Genomic DNA, 25,791 nt, shown 5'->3' on the forward strand with positions numbered 1-25,791 from the left:
CAACAGGAGAACTGTCATGCCCCGTGGTGACAAATCCGCATATTCCGATAAACAGAAGCGTCAGGCCGAGCACATCGAGGAAAGCGAGCGCGAGCGCGGTGCCAGCGAAGGCACGGCCGAGCGTATTGCCTGGGCTACCGTGAACAAGCAGGATGGCGGCGGCAAGCGTAGCGGCAGCGCACGCAAGGGTACGAAAAAGGCGACCCGCAAGACGGCTGCGAAGAAGGCGCCTGCCAGGAAGTCCGCTACAAAGAAGGCCACACCCAAGACGGCAGCGAAGAAGGCACCTGCGAAGAAGGCGGCGGCAAAGAAGGCACCGGCTCGCAAGACAGCCACAAAGAAGGCGACAAAGAAGACGGTGGCCAAGAAGTCCAGCACTCCCGCCTCGCGTAGCGCTGCGGCGAAGAAGGCAGCGAAGACCCGTGCGGCAAAGAAGACCGTGCGCAAGGTGGCGGCGAAGAAGGCAGCACGTACCCGCGCGCGGGGCTGAGCCCCTCCATCAGGACGGCAGCGTCCTCATCCACGCGGCAACTTCGGCTGCGGCTGCGTCAGCGCGTGCCTGCAGCAGCAGATGCGGTCCTTCCAGCGAAACATGCCGGGCATCCGGCAAAAGGGCCTGCAGTTCTGCCACGCTGGGCGGCCACAGCAGGCGGTCATGGCACGCGTGCAGGCACAGCGTCGGCACGTCGATTGCCGGCAGCAATGCGCGTACGTCGACGCGCAGGGTCGCTGCGGCGCGTTGCCGCAATGTGGCCGCCGGAATCCGGGCCAGCGCATCGCGCAGCATCGACAGGTGCTCGCGGGTGCGCCACCGCCCCAGCAACAGGCGCGCAAGCAACGCCACGGGAGGCAGAGGCCAGGCCGGCGTCAGCAGGACTGCGCTGGCTGCCGGCAATGGCACCGGCCGACGCGCAAAGGTCGCGGCAAGCACCAGTCCGCGCAGCCCGGCGGGCTGTCGCGTGGCCAGTTCAACCGCCAACGGGCCCGAGAAGGACTCGGCAAGCAGGATGAAGGGATGGCCGGGCAGCTGCGACCACAGCCGTTGGGCCAGCGTGGCGTGATCCTGCCCTCCCTGCGCAGGCAGCGTAATCGCCTGCGTCGTCAGCCCATGAGCCTGGAGTGTTGACAGAAACGGGAACGACAGCCTGCCGGAGCCATCCAGGCCGGGCAGCATCAGCACGTGCTGCGGCGTGGGTGATGCTGAATCACCGCCCGGCTTTTCCTCGCTCCCGATTCCCATGTCACCTCCTTTGCTGGCAAGCATCGCCCACATCGGCAGGCAACGGAAACTCTGCTCCGGCTCTCCGGCTGCTTTGCCGGGCAAGGTTGAGCAATACTGCCCGCTCTGCCGCGGAACGCGGCTGCCAAGGAGAGCCTCTGATGCGATGGACCTACGCGCTGGCCATGATGGTCATGATGGTCATGATGCTGCCACTGAACAGTTCCGCCAACGATGGCTGGATAAACGGGGCAGGCAAGGCGATGCCGGAGACCGATGCCATGAAATCCAGCGGTGGCTTTGCGGCATCGCTGCTGGTCACCTCCGATGCCGACTGGCGGGCCAAGTGGGAAACCCCACCGGAGACCACTCCCGGTTTTACCCAGGCCGACGAAGTCCACCCGGGCGGTGAATTGTTCCTGCTGACATTCCTGTCCAACCCACAACTGGATGAGAACCGCGTACCCAAGGTGCACTGCGATCTGCGCATGCTGCGCCCGGACGGCAGTACCAGCATCGACGAACGCGATGTTCCCTGTTTCACCGCTGCCCTGCCCGGCCCGCCAACCCTGTTGTACATGACCAACCTGCACCTGAAGTTCGTGGCCGAGGCCAGTGATCCGAAAGGCACGTGGACTGCGCAGGTGGTGGTCAGGGATCTGCTGCGGAATGTGAGCCTGCCTCTGCAGGCTCACTTCGACGTCCGTTGAACGGAGGCATGCGGATGAAGATGCGGCGATTACTGAGCTGGACCGGTCTTGCGCTTTGCGTGGTCTACCTGCTGTTGACCGCATGGCTGGTTCACGGCGCGCAGTCGGATGCGGACCCGAAGGGGGCCTATATCCTGATGTCGCTCCCCATCACCCTGCAGTCTGCTGCATTCGATGCCATCGGCGCAGGCAGCCTGCTGTACGGCAAACCCTGGTCGACCGCGTATGCAGTACTGGTTCCGCCAACACTGCTGTTGCTGTACGCAGCTGGCTGGTTGATCGAACGCGCCGCGGGCGGCCGCTAGCCAGCGGCACCGACCGGTTGCGTGCATGCGGTGCCCTGCATGCGGGGCATCGCGATGCAGGGCGTCATCCAACATCCAGTCGCAGGTTGCTTACGCCGCCTGCGCAGGCACGATGGGCATGCGCGCGCCCTGCTCCACCTTGAACACCGCCACCGACGTGGTCAGCGCATGCGCCTGTTCTTCCAGCGCGCGGCTGGCGGCAGTGGCTTCTTCCACCAGCGCAGCGTTCTGCTGGGTCACCTGGTCCATCTGCACCACCACCTGGTTGACCTGCTCGATACCGGCGGCCTGTTCCTTGCTGGCCGCTGCGATGTCGCTCATCAGCTGGGTGGTGCGCGAACTTGCCTGGGCTACGCGCGCGATCGCGGCTTCCGATTCGACCGTCACTGCCAGGCCGCTCTTCACCTTCGCAGCGGCATCTTCGATCAGTTCCTTGATCTCCTTGGCGGCGACACCGGCACGCTGTGCGAGCGTGCGTACTTCGCTGGCGACCACGGCGAAACCACGCCCCTGCTCACCTGCACGGGCCGCTTCAACCGCAGCATTCAGCGCCAGGATGTTGGTCTGGAACGCGATGCCGTCGATCACCGTGGAGATCTCCGAGATGCGTGCTGATGACTGATCGATCTCGCCCATCACCGATGCCATCTGTGCCATCGCCTGCTCGGTCTCGCGTACGGCGGCACCCGCGGCATGCGCTTCACTGTCGGCCTGACGCGCCAGCTCGGCGTTCTGGCGCACGGTGGAGGTCAGTTCCTCCATCGATGCAGCAGCCTCTTCCAGATTGGCTGCCTGCTGCTCGGTGCGGCGCGACAGGTCGTTGTTGCCGGCGGCCAGTTCCTGCGCCGCGTTGTTGATGCTGTCGGCAGCCACCTGGATACCACGCACGATGCCGGTCAGCTGTGCGGTGGTGGTGTTGGCATCGTCGCGCATGCGTGCGAACACGCCGTCGTACTCGCCGTCCATGCGTGCGGTCAGGTCGCCGTGCGAGATCGCGCGCAGCACGTCGGAGACATCGGCAATGCTGGCCTGCGAACTGGCCATCATGCCGTTGAGATGTTCGACCATCGCCTTGAACTGGTACTGGAACGCAGCGGCATCACCACGCATGCTGAAATCACCAGCGCGTGCGGCGCGGGCCAGTTCATCGATCTGCGCGTTGATCGCCATCAGGCTCTGCTTCACCGCGGCCAACGTACGGGTCAGCGTGCCCTTCTCGCCCGGGTAGTCGGGCAGGTCGCGGCTGAGGTCGCCGATGGCGTAGCGCTGCATCACTTCGGCCATCAGCAGCTCCACCTGCACGTGCGATTCGACCAGGCTGTTGGTGGCCTGCACCATGCGGCCGAAGTCACCGGGGAACGCCGTGGCGTCCATGCGATAGCGGATCGCGCCCGCCTCATGCTGCTCAGCCATCTGCAGCTGTGCGCCGATCGCCGCCTGCACGCTCTGCCGCACGCTGGCCATCGCCTCGCCCAACTGGGTCAGTTCGTCACGGCCGCCGAGGCGGAACTCCTGGTCCAGCTGGCCCTTGGACAGGCGTTCGGCCAGGTTCACCGCGCGGGCCAGCGGACCGGTCAGGCTGCGGCCGATCATCACCGAGGCACCAATGCCCACCAGCAGCGCGACGCCGCCCAGCACCAGCAGCTGCAGCAGGCTGCGCTCACCCAGGCGGATCGCCTCGGCGGCGGCATCACGGCTTTCCTTCTCTTCGAAGTCCACGCCATCGGACAGCGCCTTGTTCCAGCCGTTTGCCGCTTCCTGCACGGGGCCCAGGGTCAGCGCCACGGCGCCCGGGTAGTCGCCCTGCTCCATCAGTTCGCTGGTCTGCTTGTTGAGCGGACGCGCGATGGCACGCTTGGCGGCGATGGTTTCGGCAATGGCCTTGCCCTCGGCGTCGCTGGGCAGCGCCTGGTAGGCCGTCCAACTGGCCTCATAGCGCTTGACCAGATCGGCGATGCGCTGCTCATCATGGCCACGGTCATCGCCCTGGCGGATCAGCATCTCGCGGCGAACGACCATCATCTGGTTGTTGGCATCGAGCATCTGCGAGAGCAGGCGCACCTTGGCCACGCTGACATCGACCACCTGCTGCATCGCGCGCTTCTGCACGACACTGGCGGTGGCGCCGGTGGCCACCACGGCCGCAACCAACAGCAGCAACAGGCCAAAGCCCAGCCCAAGACGCCAGGCAACCCTGACGTTCCTCAAGTAGTTCATGGGGGTATCCAAAACGGGGGGATGCGCCCTTATCGGCGGCCCGGCAGGCAATCTTGATCGCCGTCCGTCGATAGCGTCGGCCACCGTTCACCTTGGTGAGCCCCGGCCCGGCCGCTTCTGGACACGGGAATTGACTGCGGTGGGCGCGACTGCTCATGCGGACGTCAGATCCCTTTCACGGTGGCTCGGCGGCTGCTGCGGGCAAGGTGGTGGCGTGACCTGCTGGAGATCCCAATGCCCTTGCCCGTGTCCCGATCCACCCTGCTCGCTCTCTCGCTGCTGGCGTCGCCAGCCTTCGCGCAGGCGCCGCCGCCCCACCTGCCCGCGCCCATTGCCGAAACGGCCGGACCGGACACCGCACCCCACTCCGCGCTGCACGCCCAGGTGCTGCTGGATCGCGCGAACTTCTCCCCTGGCCAGATCGACGGCGAAGTGGGCAGCAACCAGCGACGCGCGGTGTCGGGTTTCCAGGCAGCGCATGGGCTGGACGTAACGGGCGAACTGGACGACACCACCTGGAAGGCCCTGCAGGCCGATACCGTTGGGCCGCTGGCCAGCTACACGCTGACTGCTGAGGATGTCGCCGGTCCGTTCCAGGCCACTCCGAAAGGGCCCGCCGCCCAGGCCAAGCTCACATCGCTGGGCTACGGCAGTGTGGAAGAAGCCCTCGGCGAGCGCTTCCATGCCTCCCCTGAGCTGATGAAGGCGCTCAATCCCGGCGTGGACCTGACCAAGGCTGGCAGCCGCATCCAGGTACCCAACATCGCACTGGCCGCATTGCCAAAGGCGGCGAAGATCGTGGTCGACAAATCCGACTCCACGCTGCAGCTGCTGGATGCGCAGGGCAAGGTGATCGCACAGGTGCCGGTGTCGTCGGGCAGCCAGCACGACCCGTTACCGATCGGCGAATGGAAGATCCTGGGCGTTTACCGCGACCCGCCGTTCCACTACAACCCGAAACTGTTCTGGGATGCCCGCAAGGGCGAAAAGAAGGCCACCCTGCCACCGGGCCCGAACAATCCGGTCGGGCGGGTCTGGATCGATCTGTCCAAGCCGCATTACGGCCTGCATGGCACGCCCGAACCCGGCCATGTGGGCAAGACCGAATCGCATGGCTGCGTGCGCATGACCAACTGGGATGCGCTGCGCGTGGCCGATGCCGTGGATACCTCGGTACCCGTGGTGATGCAGGAGTGAGCCGATGCGCCTTTCGCAACTGATCGTGCTGGGCGTTCTGCTGGGGCTGGGTGCAGGCTGGTGGCTGCGCCGCGATGCAGGCGAGCCGGTAGCCGCCTCGCTGCCGGAAGCACAACCGGCAGCAGCTGTGGCGCCGGCCAAGGGATCCGTAGCGCCGCTCGACACGGCCCCTGCCCCCGCCGCCACCGCACCGTCAGCCGCGCGGACTGCGGATGCGCCGTCGGGTCTGCTGCTGCCGGTACAGGGCGTCCTGGCCTCCCAGCTGCGCGACACGTTCACCGATGCGCGCAGCGAGGGTCGCGTGCACGATGCCATCGACATCATGGCCGATACCGGTACGCCGGTGCTGGCGGTGGCCGATGGAACGGTTGAAAAACTGTTCGACAGCGAGCGCGGCGGCTTGACGATTTACCAGTTCGAGCCCAGCGGGCGCTGGTGCTACTACTACGCGCATCTGCAGCGCTACGCCGATGGCCTGGCGGAGAAGCAGGTGATCAAGCGCGGAGAGGTGATCGGTTACGTGGGCAGCACCGGTAACGCCAGCGCCGAGGCCCCGCACCTGCACTTTGAAGTGCACATGCTGGGCCCGGAAAGACAGTGGTGGAAGGGAGAGTCGATCAATCCGTATCCGCTGTTGAAACAGGCGGCTTCGACGCCTGACGCTGCCAGTGCCGCAAGGTGATGGTGAATGCCACCAGCGCAGCGCCCGGAATCAGCAGGAACAACGCCGCCACCTTCCAGAAGAAGAACGGCCACAGCCACGCGTAGTCCAGGTCGGTCAGCTTCAGTACGTCCATCGGTGGCAGCAGTTCCACCGAGGCCGTGCGACCGGCCAGCGCCGGGTCGACCTCCAGCACAGTCAGCCGCAGCCACGAGCGCCCGCGCGGCAGCGCATCCCCCCGGCCATAACCGAAGTACGAGGCGGCAAATCCAGCAGGCTCAACCGATTCCAGCGCGCGGGTGATGCCGGAACCCGGCACGCCCGAACGCGTTTCGGCGCGGAAGTCGGTCTGATCTGTCGGGGTTTCCACGCGCAGGCGCACCTCAGGATCGATCGCCGTGGAAGTACCGTCATCCGCGTAACGCAGGCGCAGCCGCAATTGGTCATCGATGAAGCGGTAGACCGTGACCTCGGCCGTCGCGCCCGGGCTCAGCACCAGAGGCAGCACCTGCGTGCGTGAGGCCATGTGGTTGGCGATCGCGCCCAGCACCAGCACCGCGCAGGCAAGCGCCCACAGGCTCCACATCACCCACAGGGTGATCCGCACCACCGTTACGCCCTTCACGCTGACATCCGGGTCATCACGTCATTTCCCTGCTGGCCGTGCCGACACAGTAACGAAAAAGCCCCGCTTTCGCGGGGCTCTTACTGTCACCTACGCCGGGCAGCGCCCGGCGCTACCTCAGGCGAACGGATCCTGCAGGACCATGGTGTGGTCGCGGTCCGGGCCGGTGGAGACGATGCTGATCGGGCAGCCGGCCAGCTCTTCCAGCGAACGCAGGTAGGCGCGTGCCGCCGGCGGCAGCTCGTCCCACTGGGTGATGCCGTGGGTGTTCTCGCTCCAGCCCGGGAACTCCAGGTACACCGGGGTGCAGTCTTCCCAGCCCTGCGCGTCCAGCGGCGCGTACTCGGTGCGCTTGCCGTTGTATTCGTAGGCGATGCAGACCTTCAGCTTTTCCATGCCATCCAGCACGTCCAGCTTGGTGATGCACAGGCCGCTGATGCCGTTGATGGCCACGGCGCGCTTCAGCGCGACGATGTCCATCCAGCCGCAGCGACGCGGACGGCCGGTCGAGGCACCGTACTCGGCGCCGCGGTCACGGATGCCCTGGCCGACTTCGTCGTCCAGTTCGGTCGGGAACGGGCCGCCGCCAACGCGGGTGGCGTAGGCCTTGGCGATGCCCAGCACGTAGTCGATCGAATCGGCGCCGACGCCGGAACCGGCCAGTGCACCACCGACGGTGGTGTTGGAGCTGGTGACGTACGGGTAGGTGCCGTGGTCGATGTCCAGCAGCGCACCCTGCGCGCCTTCGAACAGCACGCGCTTACCCTGCTTGCGCAGGTCGTGCAGGATGCCGGCCACGTCGGACTTCATCGGCTGCACGTATTCGCCGAAGGCCAGCGCTTCGTCGAAGGTCTTCTGGAAATCGACCGCATCGGTGTTCAGATACTTGGTCAGCACGAAGTTGTGGTAATCCAGCGCGGTGCGCAGCAGTTCTTCCAGCTGCTTCGGGTAATGCAGGTCGGCGATGCGGATGCCGCGACGCGCCACCTTGTCTTCGTAGGCCGGGCCGATGCCACGGCCGGTGGTGCCGATCGCCTTGCCGCCGGCAGCGCGCTCGCGCGCCTGGTCCAGGGCGATGTGGTACGGCATGATCAGCGGCGCGGCCGGGGAGATCTTCAGGCGCGAACGCACTTCCACGCCGGAGGCTTCCAGCTCGGCGATTTCCTTCTGCAGCGCGGCCGGCGAGATCACCACGCCGTTGCCGATCAGGCACAGCGCATCGTCACGCAGGATGCCCGACGGGATCAGGTGCAGGACGGTCTTCTTACCGTTGATGACCAGGGTGTGGCCGGCATTGTGGCCGCCCTGGAAGCGCACGACGGCGCCGATTTCCTCAGTGAGCAGATCGACGATCTTGCCCTTGCCTTCATCGCCCCACTGGGCACCCAACACTACGACAGACTGACCCATGACGGGCTCCTCATATGTTGCGGCCATCGGGGCCGCGGACGGTTGAACCGTGGCGGGGCTGGCCAGCACCTGGAGGGCGGCTCCAAACGGGGAGCAGCCGGCGATGGAAGGCCCAGACACGGAAAAAGCCGAACGGGGAGGCCCGTCCGGCTTTTGTGCATTATCCGGGTTTCCGGGGTCGGGTGCCACCTTTCCGACGGACGGCTTCACCGGCCGGTCAGCCGCCCCGCCCGGTCGTGTCGGCCGTTGGCCGGCAATGCCAACCAAGGTTGGCATCTACCAGAGCCGGGCCACGCATGCACCGGCCGGTCAGGCGCTTCCCGGTCGTGCCGGCCGCTGGCCGGCAATGCCAACCAAGGTTGGCATCTACCAGAGCCGGGTCACGCATGTACCGGCCGGTCAGGTGCCTCCCGGTAGTGCCGGCCGCTGGCCGGCAATGCCAACCAAGGTTGGCAGCTACCAGAGCCGGGCCACGCATGTACCGGCCGGTCAGGCACTACCCTTTCAATGCCGCGCCCACCACAGCAGGCTCAGGCCGGCCAGCAGCACCAGCCCGCCGAAGCTGCGCAGGGCCGGGCTGGGCAGGTCCAGCAGGCGCTCGGCCATGCGCTTCCAGGCGAACGGGGCGACGAACAGGAACAGGCCTTCCAGCACCGCCACCAGGCAGACGGCGGCGAACAGATCTTTCATGGGGGACTCCGGAAAAAGCACGGGGCCCGGCATCTGGCCGGGCCCCGTGGGGTACTGCCCTGCGACCTCAGCGGTCGTTCTTCAGGTACTGCAGGAACGGGTCGTTCTTGTCGAGCACGATCACGCCGTTGCCGTCGGTCATGGAGCCACGGTAGGCCTCCAGGCTGCGGTAGAACGCATAGAACGACGGGTCGGCCGAGCCGGCCTTGCCATAGATGCGCGCCGCATCGGCGTCGCCTTCACCGCGCAGGCGCTGTGCATCACGCTCTGCCTCAGCGATCAGCACGGTGCTGTCACGGTCGGCCTGGGCGCGGATGGTCAACGACTGCTCCTCGCCCTCCGCACGCAGCTTGGCCGCTTCCTGCTTGCGCTGGGCGCGCATGCGCTCGTACACGTCATTGATCACCTGGCTGTCGGTGGGCAGGTCCACCTGCTTGATGCGCAGGTCGATCATCTGCATGCCGAGGCCGGCCACCGCTTCGTTGATCCCCTTCAGCTGCTCGGCGATCAGCTCGCTGCGGTCGCCGGAGACCAGCTGCTGCAGGGTGCGCGAGTTGATCTGGTTGCGCAGCGAGTCGGTGATGATCGGTGCCAGGCGGGCATTGGCGATGCGCGGATCGCCACCGGTGGCACGGAAGTAGTCACCCACGTTGGAGATGTAGCCGATGGCGAAGAAGTCGACGCTGACGTCCTTCTGCTCGGCGGTGAAGTAACGCGCCGGGGCGGTGTCGAGCACCTGGAAGCGGCGGTCGAAGACCTTCACCGTTTCCACCACCGGCACCTTGAAGTGCAGGCCCGGCTTGATGTCCGAACGCACCACCTTGCCCAGGTTCAGCACCATGGCGGTCTGGTCCTCACGGACCACGTACACCGAGCCAAGCAGGCCCAGCACCACCGCCACGATCACGGCGATCCAGATAGGACTCTTCATCGGCTGCCCTCCTCACGGCCGCTCGGTCGCCCGGTCGGGCGGCCCACCGGCCGGCCCGGATCACGGGAAGCTTCCGCCGCTGCACCCGGCAGCGACGGCATCACCACCTCCGGATTGGTCACTCCCGGCGGGGCCGAGGTGGTGGGACGGGTATCGCCGGTCATCGGCACGTAGATCAGCTGGCGGCCATCGCCACCGATCACCTTGCGGTTCTCGCTCAGCACCTGCTGCACGGTCTCCAGCCACAGGCGCTTGCGGGTCACTTCCGGGGCGTCCTTGTACTGGGCCTGCAACAGGCTGAAGCGCTGCGCGTCACCCTCGGCCTTGGAGACCACGGCCTGCTTGTAGCCTTCGGCGGTGGTACGGGCGCGCGAGGCCTGGCCTCGGGCTTCCGGCACGACCTTGGCGGCATAAGCCTGGGCTTCGTTGATCAGGCGTTCCTTGACCTGCTGCGCACCGTTGACCTCGTCGAAGGCCGGCTTCACTTCTTCCGGCGGACGGGCGTCCTGCAGGGTCAGGCCGGTCACGGTCAGGCCGGTCTTGAACGCCTTCAGCAGCGCCTGCAGGCGCTCCTCGGCGGCCACGGCCAGCGGGCCACGGTTGTTCAGTACCGCGTTGAGGTCGGCACGGCCGACTTCCTCGCGCACCGCGCTCTGCGCCGACTGCTCCAGCACCTGGTTGGCATCGACCGTGCCGAACAGGTACTGCTGCGGGTCGTCGATGCGGTACTGGACGTTCAGCGAGACGTTGACAATGTTCTCGTCACGGGTCAGTACCGGCACCTGGATCGAGAAGGTCTTGATCTCGGTGGCATTGACCTTGGTGACCGATTCGATCGGCCACGGCAGCTTGAAGTTCGGGCCGGGCTGCAGGATGCGCGAGAACTGGCCGAAGCGCAGCACCACGCCACGCTGCTGTTCGCCGATCAGCTGGAAGCTGGAGAACAGCACCAGCAACACCACGGCTGCAACCACCCAACGCATGATGCCACCGTCGAACAGGTCCTTCAGCGGCCCGGGCAGTCCGCCCCAGCCACCACCATTGCCACCGCCGCGCGACCCGAAGGGCCCGCGTCGATTGTCCTCGGGGCCTTGTCCGCCCTTGTTGCCGCCGGGTGTATTCCAGGCCATGCACGCTCCATCAAGATTTGGGCTGCGGCGCGGGCCCTTCCCGCACCACCAGCCGTGAAACCATCACCGATCATACAAGATGGGGCGGATCGGCAGGATCGAAAGGGGGGCAACGGGGTAAGGTGGCGTTTTCCTCGAAGTCAGGCAACGCCGATGGCCCCCACCACCCCGTTCACCGCCTTCCGCATCGAAAACGACGACGCCGGCTACCGCAGCGGCCTGGCCCAGCTCACTGTCGACGACCTCAACCCCGGCCAGGTGCTGATCCGCGCCCAGTGGTCTTCAGTCAACTACAAGGACGCGCTGGCGGGCACCGGCAAGGGCAGGATCCTGCGCCGCTTCCCGCTGGTCGGCGGCATCGACGTAGCCGGTACCGTGGTCGCCAGCACCGACCCGGCCTGGCGTGAAGGCGATGCGGTACTGGCCACCGGCTGCGGCCTCAGCGAGACCCGCGATGGCGGCTACAGCCAGTATGTGCGGCTGGAGTCGAGCGCGGTGATCGCGCTGCCGGCCGGGCTGAGTGCCCGCGAGGCAATGGTGCTGGGCACCGCCGGCTTCACGGCGGCGCTGGCGCTGCTGCGCCTGCAGGACAACCGGCAGACCCCGGAGCTCGGCCCGCTGGCGGTCACCGGCGCCAGCGGCGGTGTGGGCGCGCTGGCGCTGTCCATCTTCAGCCGTGCCGGCTATACCGTGCACGCGGTCAGTGGCAAGCCGGAGCAGTCCGACTTCCTGCACGGCATCGGTGCCGCCGAGGTGCTGCCACGCTCGGCGTTGGCCGATACCGGCCCACTGCAGTCGGCCCGCTTCGGCGGGGGCCTCGACAATGCCGGAGGCGACATGCTTGCCAGCCTGCTGGCGCAGACCGTGCCCTACGGCAGCGTGGTCAGTGCCGGCCTGGCCGCCAGTCCGACGCTGGACATGACGGTGATGCCGTTCATCCTGCGCGGCGTGTCACTGCTGGGCGTGTCCTCGGCCAATGCACCGCGCGGGCTGCGCGAAGAAGTGTGGTCGCGGCTGGGCAGTGACTGGAAGCCGCAGCAGCTGGACCGCATCTGCACCGCCGAAGTCGGCCTCGATGGCCTTCCTGCCGTGTTCGAACGGATGCTGGCCGGCGATTCGCTGGGCCGCACCGTGGTGCGGATCGACTGAACGTCGCAGGCAGGCGACGGACGGCAGATGCGCCCCTCCCGCCAGTAATGGGCCCGCACTACACTGCGGGCATTACATGGGGAACAACATGGCACGCATTCTGATCGTCGACGACTCACCGTCGCAGCTGTTGGGGATACAGCGCATCGTCGAGAAGCTCGGGCACCAGATCCTGACCGCCACCGATGGCGCCGCCGGGGTCGAAACCGCCAAGGCCGAGCTGCCCGACCTGGTCCTGATGGACGTGGTGATGCCGAACCTCAACGGTTTCCAGGCCACGCGCACCCTCGCCCGCGACGAGGCGACCCGGCATATTCCGGTGATCCTGGTGACCACCAAGGACCAGGACACCGACCGCATGTGGGGCATGCGCCAGGGCGCCAAGGCCTACATCACCAAGCCGTTCTCGGAAGACGAGCTGTCCGAGGTGCTGGAACGGGTGTTCGCCGGGCAGGGCTGAGACACGCGCGGTAGTGCCGGCCGCTGGCCGGCAACCACGCATCACCGTCCCGGGCAATGAAGTTGCCGGCCAGCGGCCGGCACTACCTTCAAATGGTCTCGCCGAAGGCCTTGGCCAGGTTCCGGTACGCCTTCTTCTGCGCCTCGTCAGTCGCGGCCGGGGCCACGATCTCGATCTCGACGATCTGGTCGCCCTCCGGATTGCCTGGCAGCCCACGGCCACGCAGGCGCAGCTTGCGGCCAGCATCGGAATCGGCCGGAATCTTCAATTCCACCGCTCCACCCAGGGTCGGCACGCTGATGCTCGTACCCAGCGCGGCCTGCCACGGCGTGACCGGCAGCGTGTAGAGGATGTTGCGGCCATCGACCTCGAACTGCGGGTGGGCGGCGTATTCCACTTCCAGCAGGAGGTTGCCGCCATGGTTGCCCTGCCCGGCCAGCCGGATCACCTGGCCTGGGCGGATGCCCTTGGGCACGCGCACGTCCAGCTGCTTGCCGTTGACGGTGATGCGCAGGCTGTCGCCGCTGTAGGCCGCTTCCAGCGGAACCGACAGCTTGGCGCGGGTGTCGCGGTTGGGCGCGTGGCCCTGGCTGCTGAAGCCCGGCCCCGGACCAGCGCCACCACCGCCACGCTGGCGCGCGAACAGGCTCTCGAAGAAGTCGCTGAAGCCGCCATTGGGGCCGCCACCGCCGAATACTTCCTCGAAATTGAAACCGCCAGCACCACCATAGTTCGGCGGCACGTTGAACTCCTCGCCCGGGCGATAGCCCTGCGCGCGCAGCTGGTCGTAGGCCGCGCGCTTTTCCGGATCGCGCAGCGCCTCGTAGGCCTCGTTGACCGCTTTGAACTTGTCTTCGGCCCCGGCCTCCTTGCTGACGTCCGGGTGGTACTTGCGTGCCAGCCGGCGGTAGGCGGTCTTGATCTCCGCCTCGCCCGCGCTCGGTTCCACCCCCAGGGTGGCGTAGTAATCCTTGAATTCCATCCAGCTACCTCGATCTGCTTCGGCCGCGCCGGTGGCGCCGCCCCGGGTTCATTCTACGCGCCGGCATGCTACGCCGCCCCTCGTGCGGCCACGGTGAGGCCGACTGATCCTGCGCAATGCGACTGCCATCCCCATGCGCCACGCTGTGGCTGGAAGCCCCCGCCGCAAAGCCTGAAGATGGGGCCTGCACACGGGTTTTCCAATGTCTTGACGCCCCTGTCCCATCCGGCCCACTAGCCTGCCCCAGCAAGGAGTTCCCCATGACCATCCATGTCGGCGACCGCATTCCGGAAGTGACCCTCAAGCGCATCCGCGAGGGCATCGAAACGCTCGATACGCATTCGCTGTTCGACGCACGCAAGGTGGTGCTGTTCGCCGTGCCCGGCGCGTTCACCCCGACCTGCTCGGCGCGCCACCTGCCCGGCTACGTCGAGAAGTTCCAGGCGTTCCGCCAGCGCGGCATCGACGTCTACTGCATGGCCGTCAACGACCCGTTCGTGATGAAGGCATGGGCCGCCGACCAGAGCGTGCCCGAGGGCCTGCTGATGCTGTCCGACGGCAATGCCGAACTGACCCGCGCGCTCGGCCTGGAGCTCGACGCCAGCGCCTCGGGCATGGGCATCCGCTCGCGGCGCTTCGCGCTGTACGTGGTCGATGGCGTGGTGCGTGCGGCCTGGATCGAGCAGCCGGGCCAGTTCGAGGTGTCTTCGGCCGAATACGTGCTGGAGCACCTGCCTACCTGATTCCCCACCGCAAGAGGAAACGGCCAGCCATGTCCACCAAGCCAGCCAAAGCCGCAAAGCCCGCCGCCAGGGTTCCCGGCATCAGCGACCGCAAGACCCTGCGCGAACGCGCCCGGCGCAACATCGAAGACGGTGCGATCACCGACAGCTACAGCGCCGACCGCAAGGTCGTGATCAAGCTGCTCAACGATGCACTGGCCACCGAGTACGTATGCGTGCTGCGCTACTACCGGCACTACTTCATGGCCAAGGGCATGCTGGCCGACGCGGTGAAAGGCGAATTCCTCGAACATGCACAGCAGGAACAGGCGCACGCCGGCAAGCTGGCCGAGCGCATCGTCCAGCTCGGCGGCGAGCCGGACTTCAACCCCGACACGCTGACCGCGCGCTCGCATGCCGAGTACAAGGAAGGCAGCGACCTGCGCGACATGGTGCGCGAGAACCTGGTGGCCGAACGCATCGCCATCGACAGCTACCGCGAGATGATCAACTTCATCGGCGACCGCGATACCACCACCAAGCGCATCCTTGAAGAGATACTGGCGCAGGAAGAGGAACACGCCGACGAATTCGCCGACCTGCTGGATGGGTGGATCGGGGAATAGCGGCCCCGCATACGCCTTGGTAGATGCCCACCTTGGTGGGCGCATTTATCGCGTGCCAACCAAGGTTGGCACCTACCAGAGCACTGCGGTGTCGTTGGCGTTGGACCGCGCGCCGACCAAGGTCGGCATCTAGCGGAGAACGTTGAACCGCACCTGCGTCCACGCGCCATCGGCCGCCAGCGCGGTCAGGGTGTGTGCGCCCGGCTCGGCGAACTCGCGCTGCATCAACTGCGCGCCACGGGTCTGCGCGATCCAACGGCCATCCAGCAGCCAGTCCACCGCCTGCTCGCTGCCCAGCGCGCGCAGCTGCAGGCGCACGCCATGTTCGGCATTGGGTGCACGCGCCAGTGCAGCGCCATCATTGAGGCCATCGATGTGCAGGGCCACGCTGGCCTCACGCCCGTCGTCGCGGCAATCCGGCGACAACGCCGGCAACTGCGAGGCAGCGCGCGTGGCCTTGGGCAACCACGGTGACAACAACGCCGGCCAGCGCGCGATCTCGCGTGTCACCTCCTCGTGTGACGCACGGCAATCGGCCGACACACGCAGTCCGGTCCGCGCGTCTGCCAAGTAACGCTGCCGCCCCGGCTGCCAGCGCCGCGCCTCGCGCTCGGGGAAGGTCGGTGGTGCCGCGCCGTCCAGCAGATAGGCCGACATCCGCCGCTGGCACAGTGCCGTCGGCAGGCCTTCGGCGCGTTCGCCGGTGGGCCAGCAGATATCTTCCTGGCTGACACTTGCCGGCATCGGTGCAGCAGCCGAATCCCCGCGCTGGCGCGGCAGGCTGTCCACCACTTCGAACATCAGCGGCAGCGCGGTCACCGCGCCGTACTGGCCCGGTAGCGGTGTGCCGTCCGGCCGGCCCACCCACACGCCCACGGTGTAGTGGCGCGTGCTGCCGATCGCCCACGCATCGCGGTACCCGTAACTGGTGCCGGTCTTCCACGCCACGCGCGGGCGGCCACCGACATCGAAGGTGCCGACGCTGTAGCCCGGGCGAGGGTTCGATTCCAGCATCTCGCGCACGATCCAGCTTGCGCCCGGCGAGGCCAGGCGCCGCTCGATCATCGGTTCGTCATCGGTGTAGCGCACGCGTCCGGCAATGCCGTTGCGGTTGAGCGCGGCGAACGCACCGACCAGATCTTCCAGCCGCGCACCGGTGCCGCCCAGAATCAAAGACAGGTTGGGCGTGCTGCCCGGCGGGAAACGCAGCTGGATGCCGGAGTGCGACAGGCGCGCGGCGAAGCGCGCGGCCCCGACCCGCTGCAGCAGGTCCACCGAGGGCACATTGAGTGACAGCCGCAATGCACTGGAGGCACCAATCGGCCCATTGAAGGCCATGTCGAAGTTGCCGGGCCGGTAGCTACCGAAACTCTGCGGCGCATCGACCAGCAGGCTTTCCGAATGGATCAGGCCATCGTCCAGCGCCATCGCATACAGGAACGGCTTGAGCGTGGAGCCCGGCGAGCGCCAGGCCTGCACCATGTCGACGTGGCCGAGCCGCTGGCGGTCACCAAAGGACAACGTACCGACGTAGGCACGCGCCTGCAGAGTCTGGTTGTCGACCACCAGCAAGGCCGCCGAAGTACGCTCGGGCAGTGTCGAGAAATAGCTCGCCACGCGTTCTTCCAGCGTGCGCTGCAGGCCGATGTCGATGCTGCTCTGGATGCGCGCCTGGCCCGGATGCGCCGAATGCAGGCGCTGCGCCAGCAGCGCGGCGTGCAACGGAGGTCGCAGCGAGCGTGCCACCACGTTCTCGATGCGCGCATCCTGCACTTCCTCCGGCGTCCACGCGCCCAGTTCGGCCATGCGTGACAGCACCTTGTCACGCGCTTTCTGCGCGGCTTCCGGGTGGCGGTCCGGGCGCAGCCGGCTCGGTGCCTGTGGCAGTACCGCCAGCAAGGCGGCCTCGGCATGTGACAGCTGCGCCGCCGGCTTGCCCAGATAGGCCCAGCTGGCCGCTTCCACGCCCTCGATGGTGCCACCGTAGGGCGCGCGCTCCAGATACAGGGCCAGGATCTGCCGCTTGCTCAGGTGAACTTCCAGCTGCACCGCGCGCAGCATCTGCTTGAGCTTTCCCCAGGGCGTGCGCGTATGCGGATCGAGGATGCGTGCGACCTGCATGGTCAGGGTCGAGCCACCGGACACGATGCGACCACCGCGCAGCAGCTGGCCGCTGGCCCGCAGGATCGCCAGCGGGTTGATGCCCGGATGGCGCCAGAACCAGCGGTCTTCATAGGTCAGCAACGCCTGCAAGTACAGCGGTGAGACGCTGTCGATCGAGGCCGGATAGCGCCACACGCCCTCGGCATCGGCAAACGCGCGCAATGGCGTGCCGTCGGCAGCCACCACCAGGGTGCTGGTATCGCGTTGCTTCGGCAGCGGCGGCGGGAAGGCGAAATCCAGCACCAGCAGCAGTGCCAGCGTGGCCGCCGTACCCCAGCGCAGCCACGGCCACAGTGGCTGCAGCCGGCGGCGCAGGGCCGCCCGCCGGGTCGTCATCGTGTTCGTCATTGCAGCGTGCCGCATTGGAGCTTGCCAGCTGGACGGGCCGCGCCGTCGCGGCCCATCCGTGGGATCAAGGCTGTACCACCGTGATCGTGGTCGGGTTGCTGCGGCCAACGCCACGCAGCTGCGGCCGGTACATGTCCTCCACCAGCGGCGGCGGCACCGAGTAGGTACCCGGGGTCACCGCACGCACCAGGTAGAACACGTTGGCCTTGCTGCCACGCGAGAGCTTCAGCGCGGCCACGTAGCGGTCGTCGCGGAATTCCTCGTGCTTGGTATCGGCGGCTTCACCCCGGTCGCTGATGGTGATGCCATCGACCACCACGTCGGCCCACTGCTTGGCATCGCCCAGGTTGAAGTTCTCGATCTCCAGGCCGGCCGGCAGCAGGTCGGTCAGCAGTGCATCGGGCATCGTGGTGTCGGCGGTAACGGTGACGCGCACGATCAGTGCTTCGCCTTCCTTCAGCGGGCGCGGCGACCACGGCTTGCCATCGGTGCCGAAGTAGCTGCGCTCAATGCCCAGCACGCTGTTGTCCGGTGCCGGCGCACTGCGCGGGATACCGGCAACGTCGATGCTGGCGAACATCGGCGGCTGCCCCTGCGGAGTGAAGCGCACGCCGCTGGCCAGCTCGCTGGCGCTGAAATTGCGGCCGAACAGCTTGCGCTCGCCGATGGCTTCGGTGTTGCCACCGATCACCAGCTCACCGGCCACCAGCGCCTTCTGATTGGCGGCCAGTGCCTTGCCAAGGCGGGCGATCGCTACCTGTTCCTGCGTGCTCAGCCACATCCAGCCGGCATTGCGGCGCGCATCCAGGCCACGGCCCAGATCCACCGCACGGGCATCCCAGGCCGGCTTGGCCAGCTTGTTTTCGTGGGTCAGCGCGATCATCAGCGCGTCATCACGGATCGCGCTGCCGTAGTCGCCGAAGTACGACGGGCGTTCGCTGCTGGACTTGGCGAAGGCGGCGGACAATGCCGCCTGGCCACGCTTGGCATCGCCCTGCAGCGACAGCGCCACGCCCAGATGGACCAGCGACAGGCCGCCGACCGCCTTGCTGCGCTCGTTGTCATACAGCGTGCGCAGGGTACCCAGCGGCGCACGGTTGACCCTGGCCAGCACGTAGCCCGAATACGCCTGATTGGCGAACTTCAGCTTCTCGCGGTCGTCCTGGCCGTAGAACTGATTGCCACCGGACAGCAGATCCTCGCTGAGCCGGTTCAGTGCCTTCTGCAGCACGTTGTCCGGCACCGCGAAACCGGCGTCCTTGGCATCGAGCAGGAACTCGGTGATGTAAGGCGTCAGCCACGGGTTCACGTAGCCGTCGTCACCCCACATCGAGAAGTTGCCATTGGCCACCTGCATCGACGCCAGGCGACCGAACGCACCTTCCATGCGCTCGCGGCGGGTCTTGGCATCCAGGCCGTCGGCGCCGAGCATCGACGACGTCGCCTGGTCCAGGATCAGCGCGGCGTAGCCCTTGCTGGTGGTCTGCTCGGCACAGCCATACGGGTAGTTCAACGCCCCCTGCAGCGCACTGGCGAACGGGATCGGCGGCAGCGGGCTGACCAGCAGGCGGGCATTCACCGACTCGGACATCAGGCCATCGGTCAGGCTGTTGTCGAGGCTGACCGCCGCCAGCGGATCAAGCGTACGTACCTGCGAACGCAGCACCTGCGGCCACGCCGCACGCACCGGCAGCTCGTAGCGGCGATCGGCCTTGAAGCCATTGCCGTCCACACGTACGCGCACCTTGGCCACGCTGTGGCCCTCACGCGCGGACAGCGGGAAACTCAGCGTTGTCTTGGCATCGGCATTCAACTGCACGCTGCGGCTGCCCTCGCCCAGGTTCAGCGGGCCTTCGCTTTCCACCTTCACGTTGAACTGGCCCGGCTTGCCGGTGAAGTTCTGCACGTCCAGGGTCACGGTGCTGCGGTCGCCCGGGGCGAGCACGCGCGGCATGCTGGCTTCGGCCAGGATCGGCGCGCGCACCACGGTTTCCACATCGCGCTTGCCGTACTGGTCATCGCTGTAGACCAGTGCCGACACCCGCAGGGTGCCGTTGAAGTCCGGCACCTTCAGGCGGATGCGGGCGATGCCCTTGGCATCGAGCTGCACCGGGCCGGAGAACAGGTCCACGGTCTGCACGCGCGCAGTCGGGCGCTTGGCCTGCGGCAATGCCTGCAGCGCCATGTCGCCACCGAACTTCAGCTTGCCGGCACCGCCGTCAAAGCTCTCGATCACCCGGCTGTAGATGTCATAGGCATCAATGCCGAGACGACGCTGGGCGAAGAAGTGCGCACCGGCATCGGGCACCGGGAAGCGGGTGATGTTGAGGATGCCCACGTCCACCGCCGAGACCGTGACGTGCGCCATTTTGCCGGCCAGCTGCGGTGCGCTGACCGTCACCGGCAGGTCCTGTTCCGGTCGCATCTGCTTGGGCGCTGCCAGGCCGACGGCCACGGTGCGCCCCTTGCGGTCCATCGGTACGTGCACCACGCCCACCGCACGGGCCGGGGTGATCTTGCTCGGCGCACTGCCGCCGCGGAACACCAGCGCGGTGATGTAGACGTCGTGGCGCTCCCAGTCAGCGGTGACCGGAATCTTGAAGGTCGAACCCGGCTTGGCGTCGATGTCCTGCACGTACAGCATGCGGTCGGTCTCGACCATCAGGATGCCCTTGCCGGCGTGCGGCGGGGTCACCGTCACCTCTAGCGTGTCGCCTGCCTTGTAGCCGGTCTTGTCCAGGCCCAGCTTGATCTTGTCAGGGCGCGCGTCCAGGCCGCGGTTGTCATCACCCCAGCTCCAGCCGGCGCGGAACGGGTAACGGCTGGTCAGGCCGGTGGACGGGTCGAACACGTCCACCCGGTACTCGCCCCACTCCACCGGGAAATCGAAGGCGACCGCACTGCTGCCGGCATCGACGGTGCGGGTTTCCTTGTTCTCGAAACGGCGGGTGAAATCGTAGTCCCAGCGGTTGTCGTTGAAGGTCCAGTGGTAGTCGCGCAGCTCGCGCACCAGGGTGATCTTCAGGCCCTTGGCCGGCTGCGGCGTACCAGCAGCATCCACGCGCATCAATTCGAAGCGCGCGTTGCCGTTGGAATCGGCACCGTCCTCCGGGTTGAACAGCGGGCGTACACCGACCAGGGCGTTGGCCGGCCACATCACCCGCTTCAGGGTACGGGTGACCGTGCGGCCACCGGTTTCATACAGGCTGCCGGACAGCACTACGGCAATCGGCGCCTTGGCCTTGGCTGCCTCTTCCGGCAACGCGACGTCCTCACGCAGCTGGCCGTTGCCCGGCAGCGTGGTATCGATCACGTCCTTGGCCTCGCGCGGCAGCTGCAGGGTCGGGTCACCGAAGAAATAGCCCGGCAGGCCCTCCACCGGCTTCTGTTCGGCGGCCACCGCCATACGTGCCGTGAAGCGGTTGCCATCGGCCGGCGCGCCATACAGATAGGCACCATTGGCCTGCAGACGCAGGTCCTCACCCGGCTTCAGCGTCTTCTGCGCGCTGTCCAGGTCCAGCTTCATGCGTTCCGGCAGGAACTCCTCGATGCGCAGGGTCATGCCCTGGATCGCTTCCTTGCTGGCCGGGTCGGTGCGGAATTCGACCTGCCAGCGCCCGGTCGGCGCCTCGGCGGGGATCACCTGCTCGAAGTTGATGTAGCCCTGCTCGCCCGGCTGCAGGCGGGTCTCGCGGAAGGTCTTGCCGTCGGGCTGCTTCAGGCGCAGGAACACCGGCTGAGCCTTGACCGGCTTGCCATCGTTGTCGCGCAGCAGTGCGGACAGGCGCACGGTTTCGCCCGGGCGATACAGGTCGCGCCCGGACCAGGCATAGACGTCGAACCAGGCATTGTCACGGCCGGCCACGGCGAATTCGCTCAGGTCCAGCGCCGGCTGGTTGAACGGCAGGAAGCTGGTGTCCTTGCCCGTGCTGGCGACCAGCACGTGAGTGGCATCCAGCGTGTAGTTCAGCAGCGCATTGCCGTTGCCGTCGGTGCTGCCCTTCAGCACCACTTCGCCCTTGGCATCCAGCACGCGCAGGTCGGTGCCCTTCAGCGGCGCGCCGTCCTTGAGGCCGGCGGTGTGCACGAACAGCTTGTCCTTGTAGGCACGGGTATGCAGGCCGATGTCGCTGACCGAGAAGAACGCGGTATCGAACTCGCCTTCGTAGTCACCGGTGCGCTTGAGCAGGGCAAAGTACAGGCCCGGCTCCTGCAGTTCCTTGATGTCCTGGGTCGGCAGGTAGGTCAGCACCCGCTCGTTCTTCTTGCCCCCCAGGATGAAACGGTTGACGTAGACCGGCTCGGCCAGCTTGTTGATCGGGCTGCGCTCGTAGTCGCTGCTCAGCTCCCAGCTGCCACGGCGGCCGCCGCGCTGGTACTGGCTGAAGAAGGTCGGCAGGTCCTTCTCGCGCACGCGCAGGAACTCGACGTCGACCTCCGGCACGTTCACCGAGACCACCGGCAGGCCACGGCTGTCCTTGGCCGGCAGCACGCTGCCCTGCGAGGCGAAGCCAACCACCGGCCTCAGCTCGCCGCTGAACACCTTCTGCTTCAGTTCCTTGCCCAGCCGGCTGCCATCGGCGGCCAGCAGGTCCGGCGAGACCACCAGGCTGAACTCCTTGCCGGCCTCGACGAACGGGTAACGCAGGGTCAGGCCGTCATCGGACAGCGTCCAGCTGCTGTCGTCGGTGCCGACCTTCTCTTCGAAGCGCACCAGCTTGTCGAAATCCTGGGTGCCGACCAGTGGGCGCGAGAACTCCAGCGCCAGCGACAGGCCGTCATTCTTCTGGTCCGGGTAGGCGCGCAGCAGGGTGAATTCCTTCACCTGCTCGGCTTTGGTGGTGATCGCCTCACCACTGGCCTTGGGCAGCTGCCCGCCGTCGTTGCGGCAGCCGGCCAGGCCCAGCAACAGGCCTCCTGCCAGTACCGCCGCCGCCCATCCCCACCGCTTCCGCCGTGCCGGACCGCTCATGTCGTCACTCCTTGATCGAGGCGGCCATTATAGGCAGGCCGCGTCAAGGTGTTGACGCGAATTCGGCAATTGCCCGGGCGGGTAGTGCCGGCCGCTGGCCGGCGGAACCGGTAGCCGCCAACCTCGGTTGGCGATAGCCGTGGCAACCAAGGTTGGCACCTACCCAAGTGCCCCTCCCCCGCCGCGCCAGGCACAGGCCGATGCCGGCAACCTGTCTGGCTTGGGATCGGGCGCTCCCCCAATCGTGGCGCGCAATGTCCCGGCGGAGAGAAGGCCGAAGTCGCCCCAAAGTGACGGGTTCAACCCTCGATTGAGCGACTTCCCAATCGGCCTTCAGTCGCCGCTGTAGCATCGGCATCAGGCCTTCTGAACAGCAGTGAACATTGCAATGACACGAGTACGCATGATTCAGGATCCAGCGACCGGTAAGGTCTGGGGTACGCGATGTGACCGAGGTACTGTCGAAGTCACCTCCGGAAGCCCCGGGAAGCTGAAGTCACAGTTGAAAGACTTCCCGAGTCCCGACGAGGCACTGAAATGGGCCATCAAACAGGAGTGGTCGCGGCTGAAAAAGGGCTTCGTACTCGTGAACCCTGCTGCTGCCGCAGGCGAACCCTGCATGCATCGTTACATTGGCGGGGGGTACACGGGAGCCCTGATGATTGCGGGTTGCAATGGGAAGCTGGCGACCAATCAGCACCAGGACGAAGACACGCATGGTGCGGCAACCGACATGTTGCTGCTCATTGGTGAAGACGCTGAGATCATCCATGGTTGGCGATCAAGCAAGACGGACCTTGCCTGGTCGGCACTACCTACGGATGACCGGACAGGATTCCTGATTCGATTCGACTCTGGAATCTACCTTTGGACTTCAGATGGCAGTCCTCCCCAGCGGATCAGCGATGCATCCGTACTGTCATCGCCCTTCCTGACAAGGTCCAACGGGCATGCCGCATGGCATGACGGTGAGCAGGTAACGGTAATGAGACTCGACGATGGAAGGCACATCATGCAGCTGGCGCGCTCCCCTGCGATGGTTGGCGGGCATTCCGAGCAGATGATGGGCACGCTCTCAGCGGATGCCACGATGCTTGCCTGCTGTGCCAATCCGGGTGAGATCGAGTACATCGATGTCGCCCAGGCCAAGACCGTGCGCCGACATCAGGCTGATTTTGAAATGATCGTCAAGATGGAGTGGAGCGCGGATGGGCGCTGGTTGTTGGCGTTGGAAGAGTATGGACGGTGGCGCCTGCTGTGCCTGGACGCGGCAACAGGCGAATCCCGCCCCGGGTGGCCGGAGTTCGCTGACATGACACGAACTGACTTTGCACTGGATAGCGATAGCAAGCGACTCGCCATCCTGCACCGTGGACATATTGCCCTTCATGACTTCACGGATATGAGGGAAATTCGACGCTTTCCCGTCGATCATGTGGTGCGTACCGCGCATATTGCATGGACGGGAGACAATGCCATTTCGGTACGCACCGACTATGGATGCCTTTCCACATATGCGATCTGATCCGGCTTAGTCTATCGCTATCGCGGGATTACACTATCTCTGAGGAACCTCTGCAGACTGCAGCGTGGACCAAAGCATCCCGGTAGATGCCAACCCTGGTTGGCGTCGGCCGTGCCAACCAAGGTTGGCACCTACCAAAGCAGGTGCAGCCACGTGCCCGGCGAGCAGGCGTGGTGTCAGATCCACCAAAGCGTTGCTACACCGGCAGGTACAGGTCCACGTAGTCGGTCACCGGCATTGCCGCCAGGGCCACCGGGTCCAGCGATGCGGCCAGGATGCGCTGCTGCTGGCTGGTCGGGAAGCGGTGGGCCAGGTGCCGGCGGAATTTGTCCATCAGCAGTGGAATGCCCTCCTCACGTCGGCGCGCGTGGCCCAGCGGGTATTCCACCAGTACCTCGGGCAGCTCGGTGCCATCGGTGAAGCGCACGCTCAGGCCGTTGGCGATGCTGCGCTTTTCCGGGTCCAGGTAATCGGCGCTGAGCTGCGGGTCTTCATGGCAGGTCATCTTCGCGCGCAGTGCGTCGATTCGCGGGTCGGCGGCAACGTCGTCCTCGTAATCCTCGGCCGTCAACCGCCCGTGCAGCAGCGCGATGGCGACCATGTACTGCACGCAGTGGTCGCGGTCGGCCGGGTTATGCAGTGGGCCCTGCTTGTCGATGATGCGGATGCAGGCTTCCTGGGTCCGGATCGCAATGTGCGCGATGTCCTCGACCCGCCGCCCCATCGCACGCAACTGCTGGTGCAGCATGACCGCGGCCTCCACTGCGGTCTGGCCGTGGAACTCGGCCGGGTAGCTGATCTTGAACAGCACGTTCTCCATCACATAGCTGCCCAACGGTCGCCCCAGCGTCAGTGCCTGACCGCGCATGGACACGGCCTCGAAGCCCCAGGTTGGCGCGCTGAGCACGCTGGGATAGCCCATCTCACCACTGGCCGCCATCAAGGCCAGGCGCACGCCACGACTGGTCGCATCGCCGGCCGCCCAGCTCTTGCGCGTGCCGGTGTTGGGAGCGTGCCGGTAGGTGCGCAGCGCTTGGCCATCGACCCAGACCAGCGACAGCGCATTGAGCATGCGCTCGCGGTCCAGCCCGAGAAGTTGGGCGACCACGGCAGTGGTGGCCACCTTGACCAGCACCACGTGGTCGAGCCCCACCCGGTTGAAGGAGTTCTGCAGCGCCAGCACGCCCTGGATCTCGTGCGCCTTGATCATCGCCAGCAGCACATCGTGCACGGTCGGCGGCGGACGACGCAGGGCCTGCGCGTTGCGCCCCAGCCAATCGCAGACGGCAAGGATGCCGCCCAGGTTGTCCGACGGATGGCCCCATTCGGCCGCCAGCCAGGTGTCGTTGAAATCCAGCCAACGCACCATTGCGCCGAGGTTGAAGGCGGCCTGCACCGGGTCCAGCACGTAGTGCGTGCCCGGCACGCGCGCGCCGTTGACCACGCTGATGCCCGGCACCAGTGGACCGAGCAGCTTGCTGCAGGCCGGGAAAGAAAGTGCCTCCAGTCCGCACCCAAGCGTATCGAGCAGGCAGTGGTGCGCGGTCTGGAACGCCAGCGGTGAGTCGATGCGTGCGTCGCGCACGTAATCGACGATGTCCACCAGCAGCGCATCCCACGCTGCACGCTCGTTGGATGGGGTGTGGCTGTCGGACATCGTCGATCTCCTCTTCAGAAAAGCAGGTCAGGCCGCGCATCCCGGTAGTCGCCAACCTTGGTTGGCGCTGGACATTGCCCGGGCGGTGCCAA

The 25,791-nt window shown here is 66.5% G+C and carries 21 protein-coding genes; 10 read left to right on the top strand and 11 right to left on the bottom strand.

From position 1 onward, the window contains the following. The first annotated feature begins 16 nt into the window (after nt 1-16). Nucleotides 17-490, top strand: a complete 474-nt coding sequence (locus ACZK3J_RS16935) for a hypothetical protein (protein ID WP_049463124.1) — start codon at nt 17-19, stop codon at nt 488-490. Between the two features lie 9 nt (nt 491-499). Here ACZK3J_RS16935 and ACZK3J_RS16940 read toward each other — a convergent pair whose 3' ends face one another. Further along, nucleotides 500-1,240 carry an alpha/beta fold hydrolase gene (locus tag ACZK3J_RS16940; protein ID WP_134951364.1) on the bottom strand — a complete coding sequence of 247 codons (741 nt, stop codon included), beginning with the start codon at nt 1,238-1,240 and terminating at the stop codon, nt 500-502. Between the two features lie 140 nt (nt 1,241-1,380). Here ACZK3J_RS16940 and ACZK3J_RS16945 point away from each other — a divergent pair, with 140 nt between their 5' ends. Beyond that, nucleotides 1,381-1,929, top strand: a complete 549-nt coding sequence (locus ACZK3J_RS16945; RefSeq protein ID WP_049463122.1) for a hypothetical protein — start codon at nt 1,381-1,383, stop codon at nt 1,927-1,929. A gap of 14 nt (nt 1,930-1,943) precedes the next feature. Beyond that, nucleotides 1,944-2,234 carry a hypothetical protein gene (locus ACZK3J_RS16950; protein WP_414577493.1) on the top strand — a complete coding sequence of 97 codons (291 nt, stop codon included), beginning with the start codon at nt 1,944-1,946 and terminating at the stop codon, nt 2,232-2,234. Between the two features lie 90 nt (nt 2,235-2,324). On the opposite strand, the gene ACZK3J_RS16955 is transcribed toward ACZK3J_RS16950, so the two are convergent. Next, on the bottom strand, nt 2,325-4,451 hold the full coding sequence (locus ACZK3J_RS16955; RefSeq protein WP_478476087.1) for a methyl-accepting chemotaxis protein: 2,127 nt from the start codon (nt 4,449-4,451) through the stop codon (nt 2,325-2,327). 234 nt (nt 4,452-4,685) lie between these two features. Between ACZK3J_RS16955 and ACZK3J_RS16960 the strand changes: the two genes are divergently transcribed. Both ACZK3J_RS16960 and ACZK3J_RS16965 read left to right on the top strand, forming a co-directional pair. Next, on the top strand, nt 4,686-5,648 hold the full coding sequence (locus tag ACZK3J_RS16960) for a L,D-transpeptidase family protein (RefSeq protein ID WP_032127822.1): 963 nt from the start codon (nt 4,686-4,688) through the stop codon (nt 5,646-5,648). A gap of 4 nt (nt 5,649-5,652) precedes the next feature. After that, a complete protein-coding gene (locus ACZK3J_RS16965) occupies nt 5,653-6,330 on the top strand; it encodes a M23 family metallopeptidase (protein ID WP_071228117.1) in 678 nt (225 codons plus the stop codon). On the opposite strand, the gene ACZK3J_RS16970 is transcribed toward ACZK3J_RS16965, so the two are convergent. The 5 genes from ACZK3J_RS16970 to hflK form a co-directional block, all read right to left on the bottom strand. Next, nucleotides 6,266-6,934, bottom strand: a complete 669-nt coding sequence (locus ACZK3J_RS16970) for a hypothetical protein (RefSeq protein WP_180844196.1) — start codon at nt 6,932-6,934, stop codon at nt 6,266-6,268. The genes ACZK3J_RS16965 and ACZK3J_RS16970 overlap by 65 nt on opposite strands. A gap of 117 nt (nt 6,935-7,051) precedes the next feature. Continuing rightward, the gene (locus ACZK3J_RS16975) at nt 7,052-8,344 is read right to left on the bottom strand and encodes an adenylosuccinate synthase (RefSeq protein WP_049421231.1); all 1,293 of its coding nucleotides are present in this window, start codon (nt 8,342-8,344) and stop codon (nt 7,052-7,054) included. Between the two features lie 504 nt (nt 8,345-8,848). Next, the gene (locus ACZK3J_RS16980) at nt 8,849-9,034 is read right to left on the bottom strand and encodes a DUF2065 domain-containing protein (protein ID WP_005410640.1); all 186 of its coding nucleotides are present in this window, start codon (nt 9,032-9,034) and stop codon (nt 8,849-8,851) included. 67 nt (nt 9,035-9,101) lie between these two features. After that, nucleotides 9,102-9,965: a protease modulator HflC gene (hflC, locus tag ACZK3J_RS16985; RefSeq protein ID WP_010482785.1), complete on the bottom strand. Its 864-nt coding sequence runs from the start codon at nt 9,963-9,965 to the stop codon at nt 9,102-9,104. After that, nucleotides 9,962-11,095 carry an FtsH protease activity modulator HflK gene (hflK, locus tag ACZK3J_RS16990; protein ID WP_049401370.1) on the bottom strand — a complete coding sequence of 378 codons (1,134 nt, stop codon included), beginning with the start codon at nt 11,093-11,095 and terminating at the stop codon, nt 9,962-9,964. Before hflK ends, hflC begins: the two co-directional genes overlap by 4 nt. Before the next feature lie 153 nt (nt 11,096-11,248). Here hflK and ACZK3J_RS16995 point away from each other — a divergent pair, with 153 nt between their 5' ends. Together ACZK3J_RS16995 and pilH are read left to right on the top strand one after the other, a co-directional pair. After that, entirely contained in the window at nt 11,249-12,244 is a 996-nt protein-coding gene (locus tag ACZK3J_RS16995) for a YhdH/YhfP family quinone oxidoreductase (RefSeq protein ID WP_414577095.1), read from the top strand. A gap of 88 nt (nt 12,245-12,332) precedes the next feature. Further along, nucleotides 12,333-12,704, top strand: a complete 372-nt coding sequence (gene pilH / locus ACZK3J_RS17000; protein ID WP_005410644.1) for a twitching motility response regulator PilH — start codon at nt 12,333-12,335, stop codon at nt 12,702-12,704. Nucleotides 12,705-12,792: 88 nt separating this feature from the next. Here pilH and ACZK3J_RS17005 read toward each other — a convergent pair whose 3' ends face one another. Then, a complete protein-coding gene (locus ACZK3J_RS17005; protein WP_032127817.1) occupies nt 12,793-13,686 on the bottom strand; it encodes a DnaJ C-terminal domain-containing protein in 894 nt (297 codons plus the stop codon). Between the two features lie 260 nt (nt 13,687-13,946). Here ACZK3J_RS17005 and ACZK3J_RS17010 point away from each other — a divergent pair, with 260 nt between their 5' ends. Together ACZK3J_RS17010 and ACZK3J_RS17015 are read left to right on the top strand one after the other, a co-directional pair. Continuing rightward, nucleotides 13,947-14,429, top strand: a complete 483-nt coding sequence (locus ACZK3J_RS17010; RefSeq protein WP_414577093.1) for a peroxiredoxin — start codon at nt 13,947-13,949, stop codon at nt 14,427-14,429. Between the two features lie 29 nt (nt 14,430-14,458). Beyond that, nucleotides 14,459-15,034, top strand: coding sequence for a ferritin-like domain-containing protein (locus tag ACZK3J_RS17015; protein WP_414577091.1), 576 nt, complete (start codon nt 14,459-14,461; stop codon nt 15,032-15,034). 129 nt (nt 15,035-15,163) lie between these two features. Here the strand turns inward: ACZK3J_RS17015 and pbpC are convergent, their stop codons facing one another. Both pbpC and ACZK3J_RS17025 read right to left on the bottom strand, forming a co-directional pair. After that, the gene (gene pbpC, locus ACZK3J_RS17020) at nt 15,164-17,545 is read right to left on the bottom strand and encodes a penicillin-binding protein 1C (RefSeq protein WP_414577089.1); all 2,382 of its coding nucleotides are present in this window, start codon (nt 17,543-17,545) and stop codon (nt 15,164-15,166) included. Nucleotides 17,546-17,609: 64 nt separating this feature from the next. Beyond that, the gene (locus ACZK3J_RS17025) at nt 17,610-22,517 is read right to left on the bottom strand and encodes an alpha-2-macroglobulin family protein (protein ID WP_478476088.1); all 4,908 of its coding nucleotides are present in this window, start codon (nt 22,515-22,517) and stop codon (nt 17,610-17,612) included. A 502-nt stretch (nt 22,518-23,019) separates the two neighbouring features. On the opposite strand from ACZK3J_RS17025, the gene ACZK3J_RS17030 reads away from it, so the two are divergent. Continuing rightward, nucleotides 23,020-24,042 (top strand): WD40 repeat domain-containing protein, encoded by a 1,023-nt coding sequence (locus tag ACZK3J_RS17030; protein ID WP_049463112.1) that lies wholly within the window; start codon nt 23,020-23,022, stop codon nt 24,040-24,042. Between the two features lie 196 nt (nt 24,043-24,238). Here the strand turns inward: ACZK3J_RS17030 and ACZK3J_RS17035 are convergent, their stop codons facing one another. Beyond that, the gene (locus ACZK3J_RS17035; protein ID WP_414577085.1) at nt 24,239-25,699 is read right to left on the bottom strand and encodes a bifunctional 2-methylcitrate dehydratase/aconitate hydratase; all 1,461 of its coding nucleotides are present in this window, start codon (nt 25,697-25,699) and stop codon (nt 24,239-24,241) included. Between the last annotated feature and the right edge of the window lie 92 nt (nt 25,700-25,791).

Source organism: Stenotrophomonas sp. 86428_Sma, from assembly GCF_056481585.1.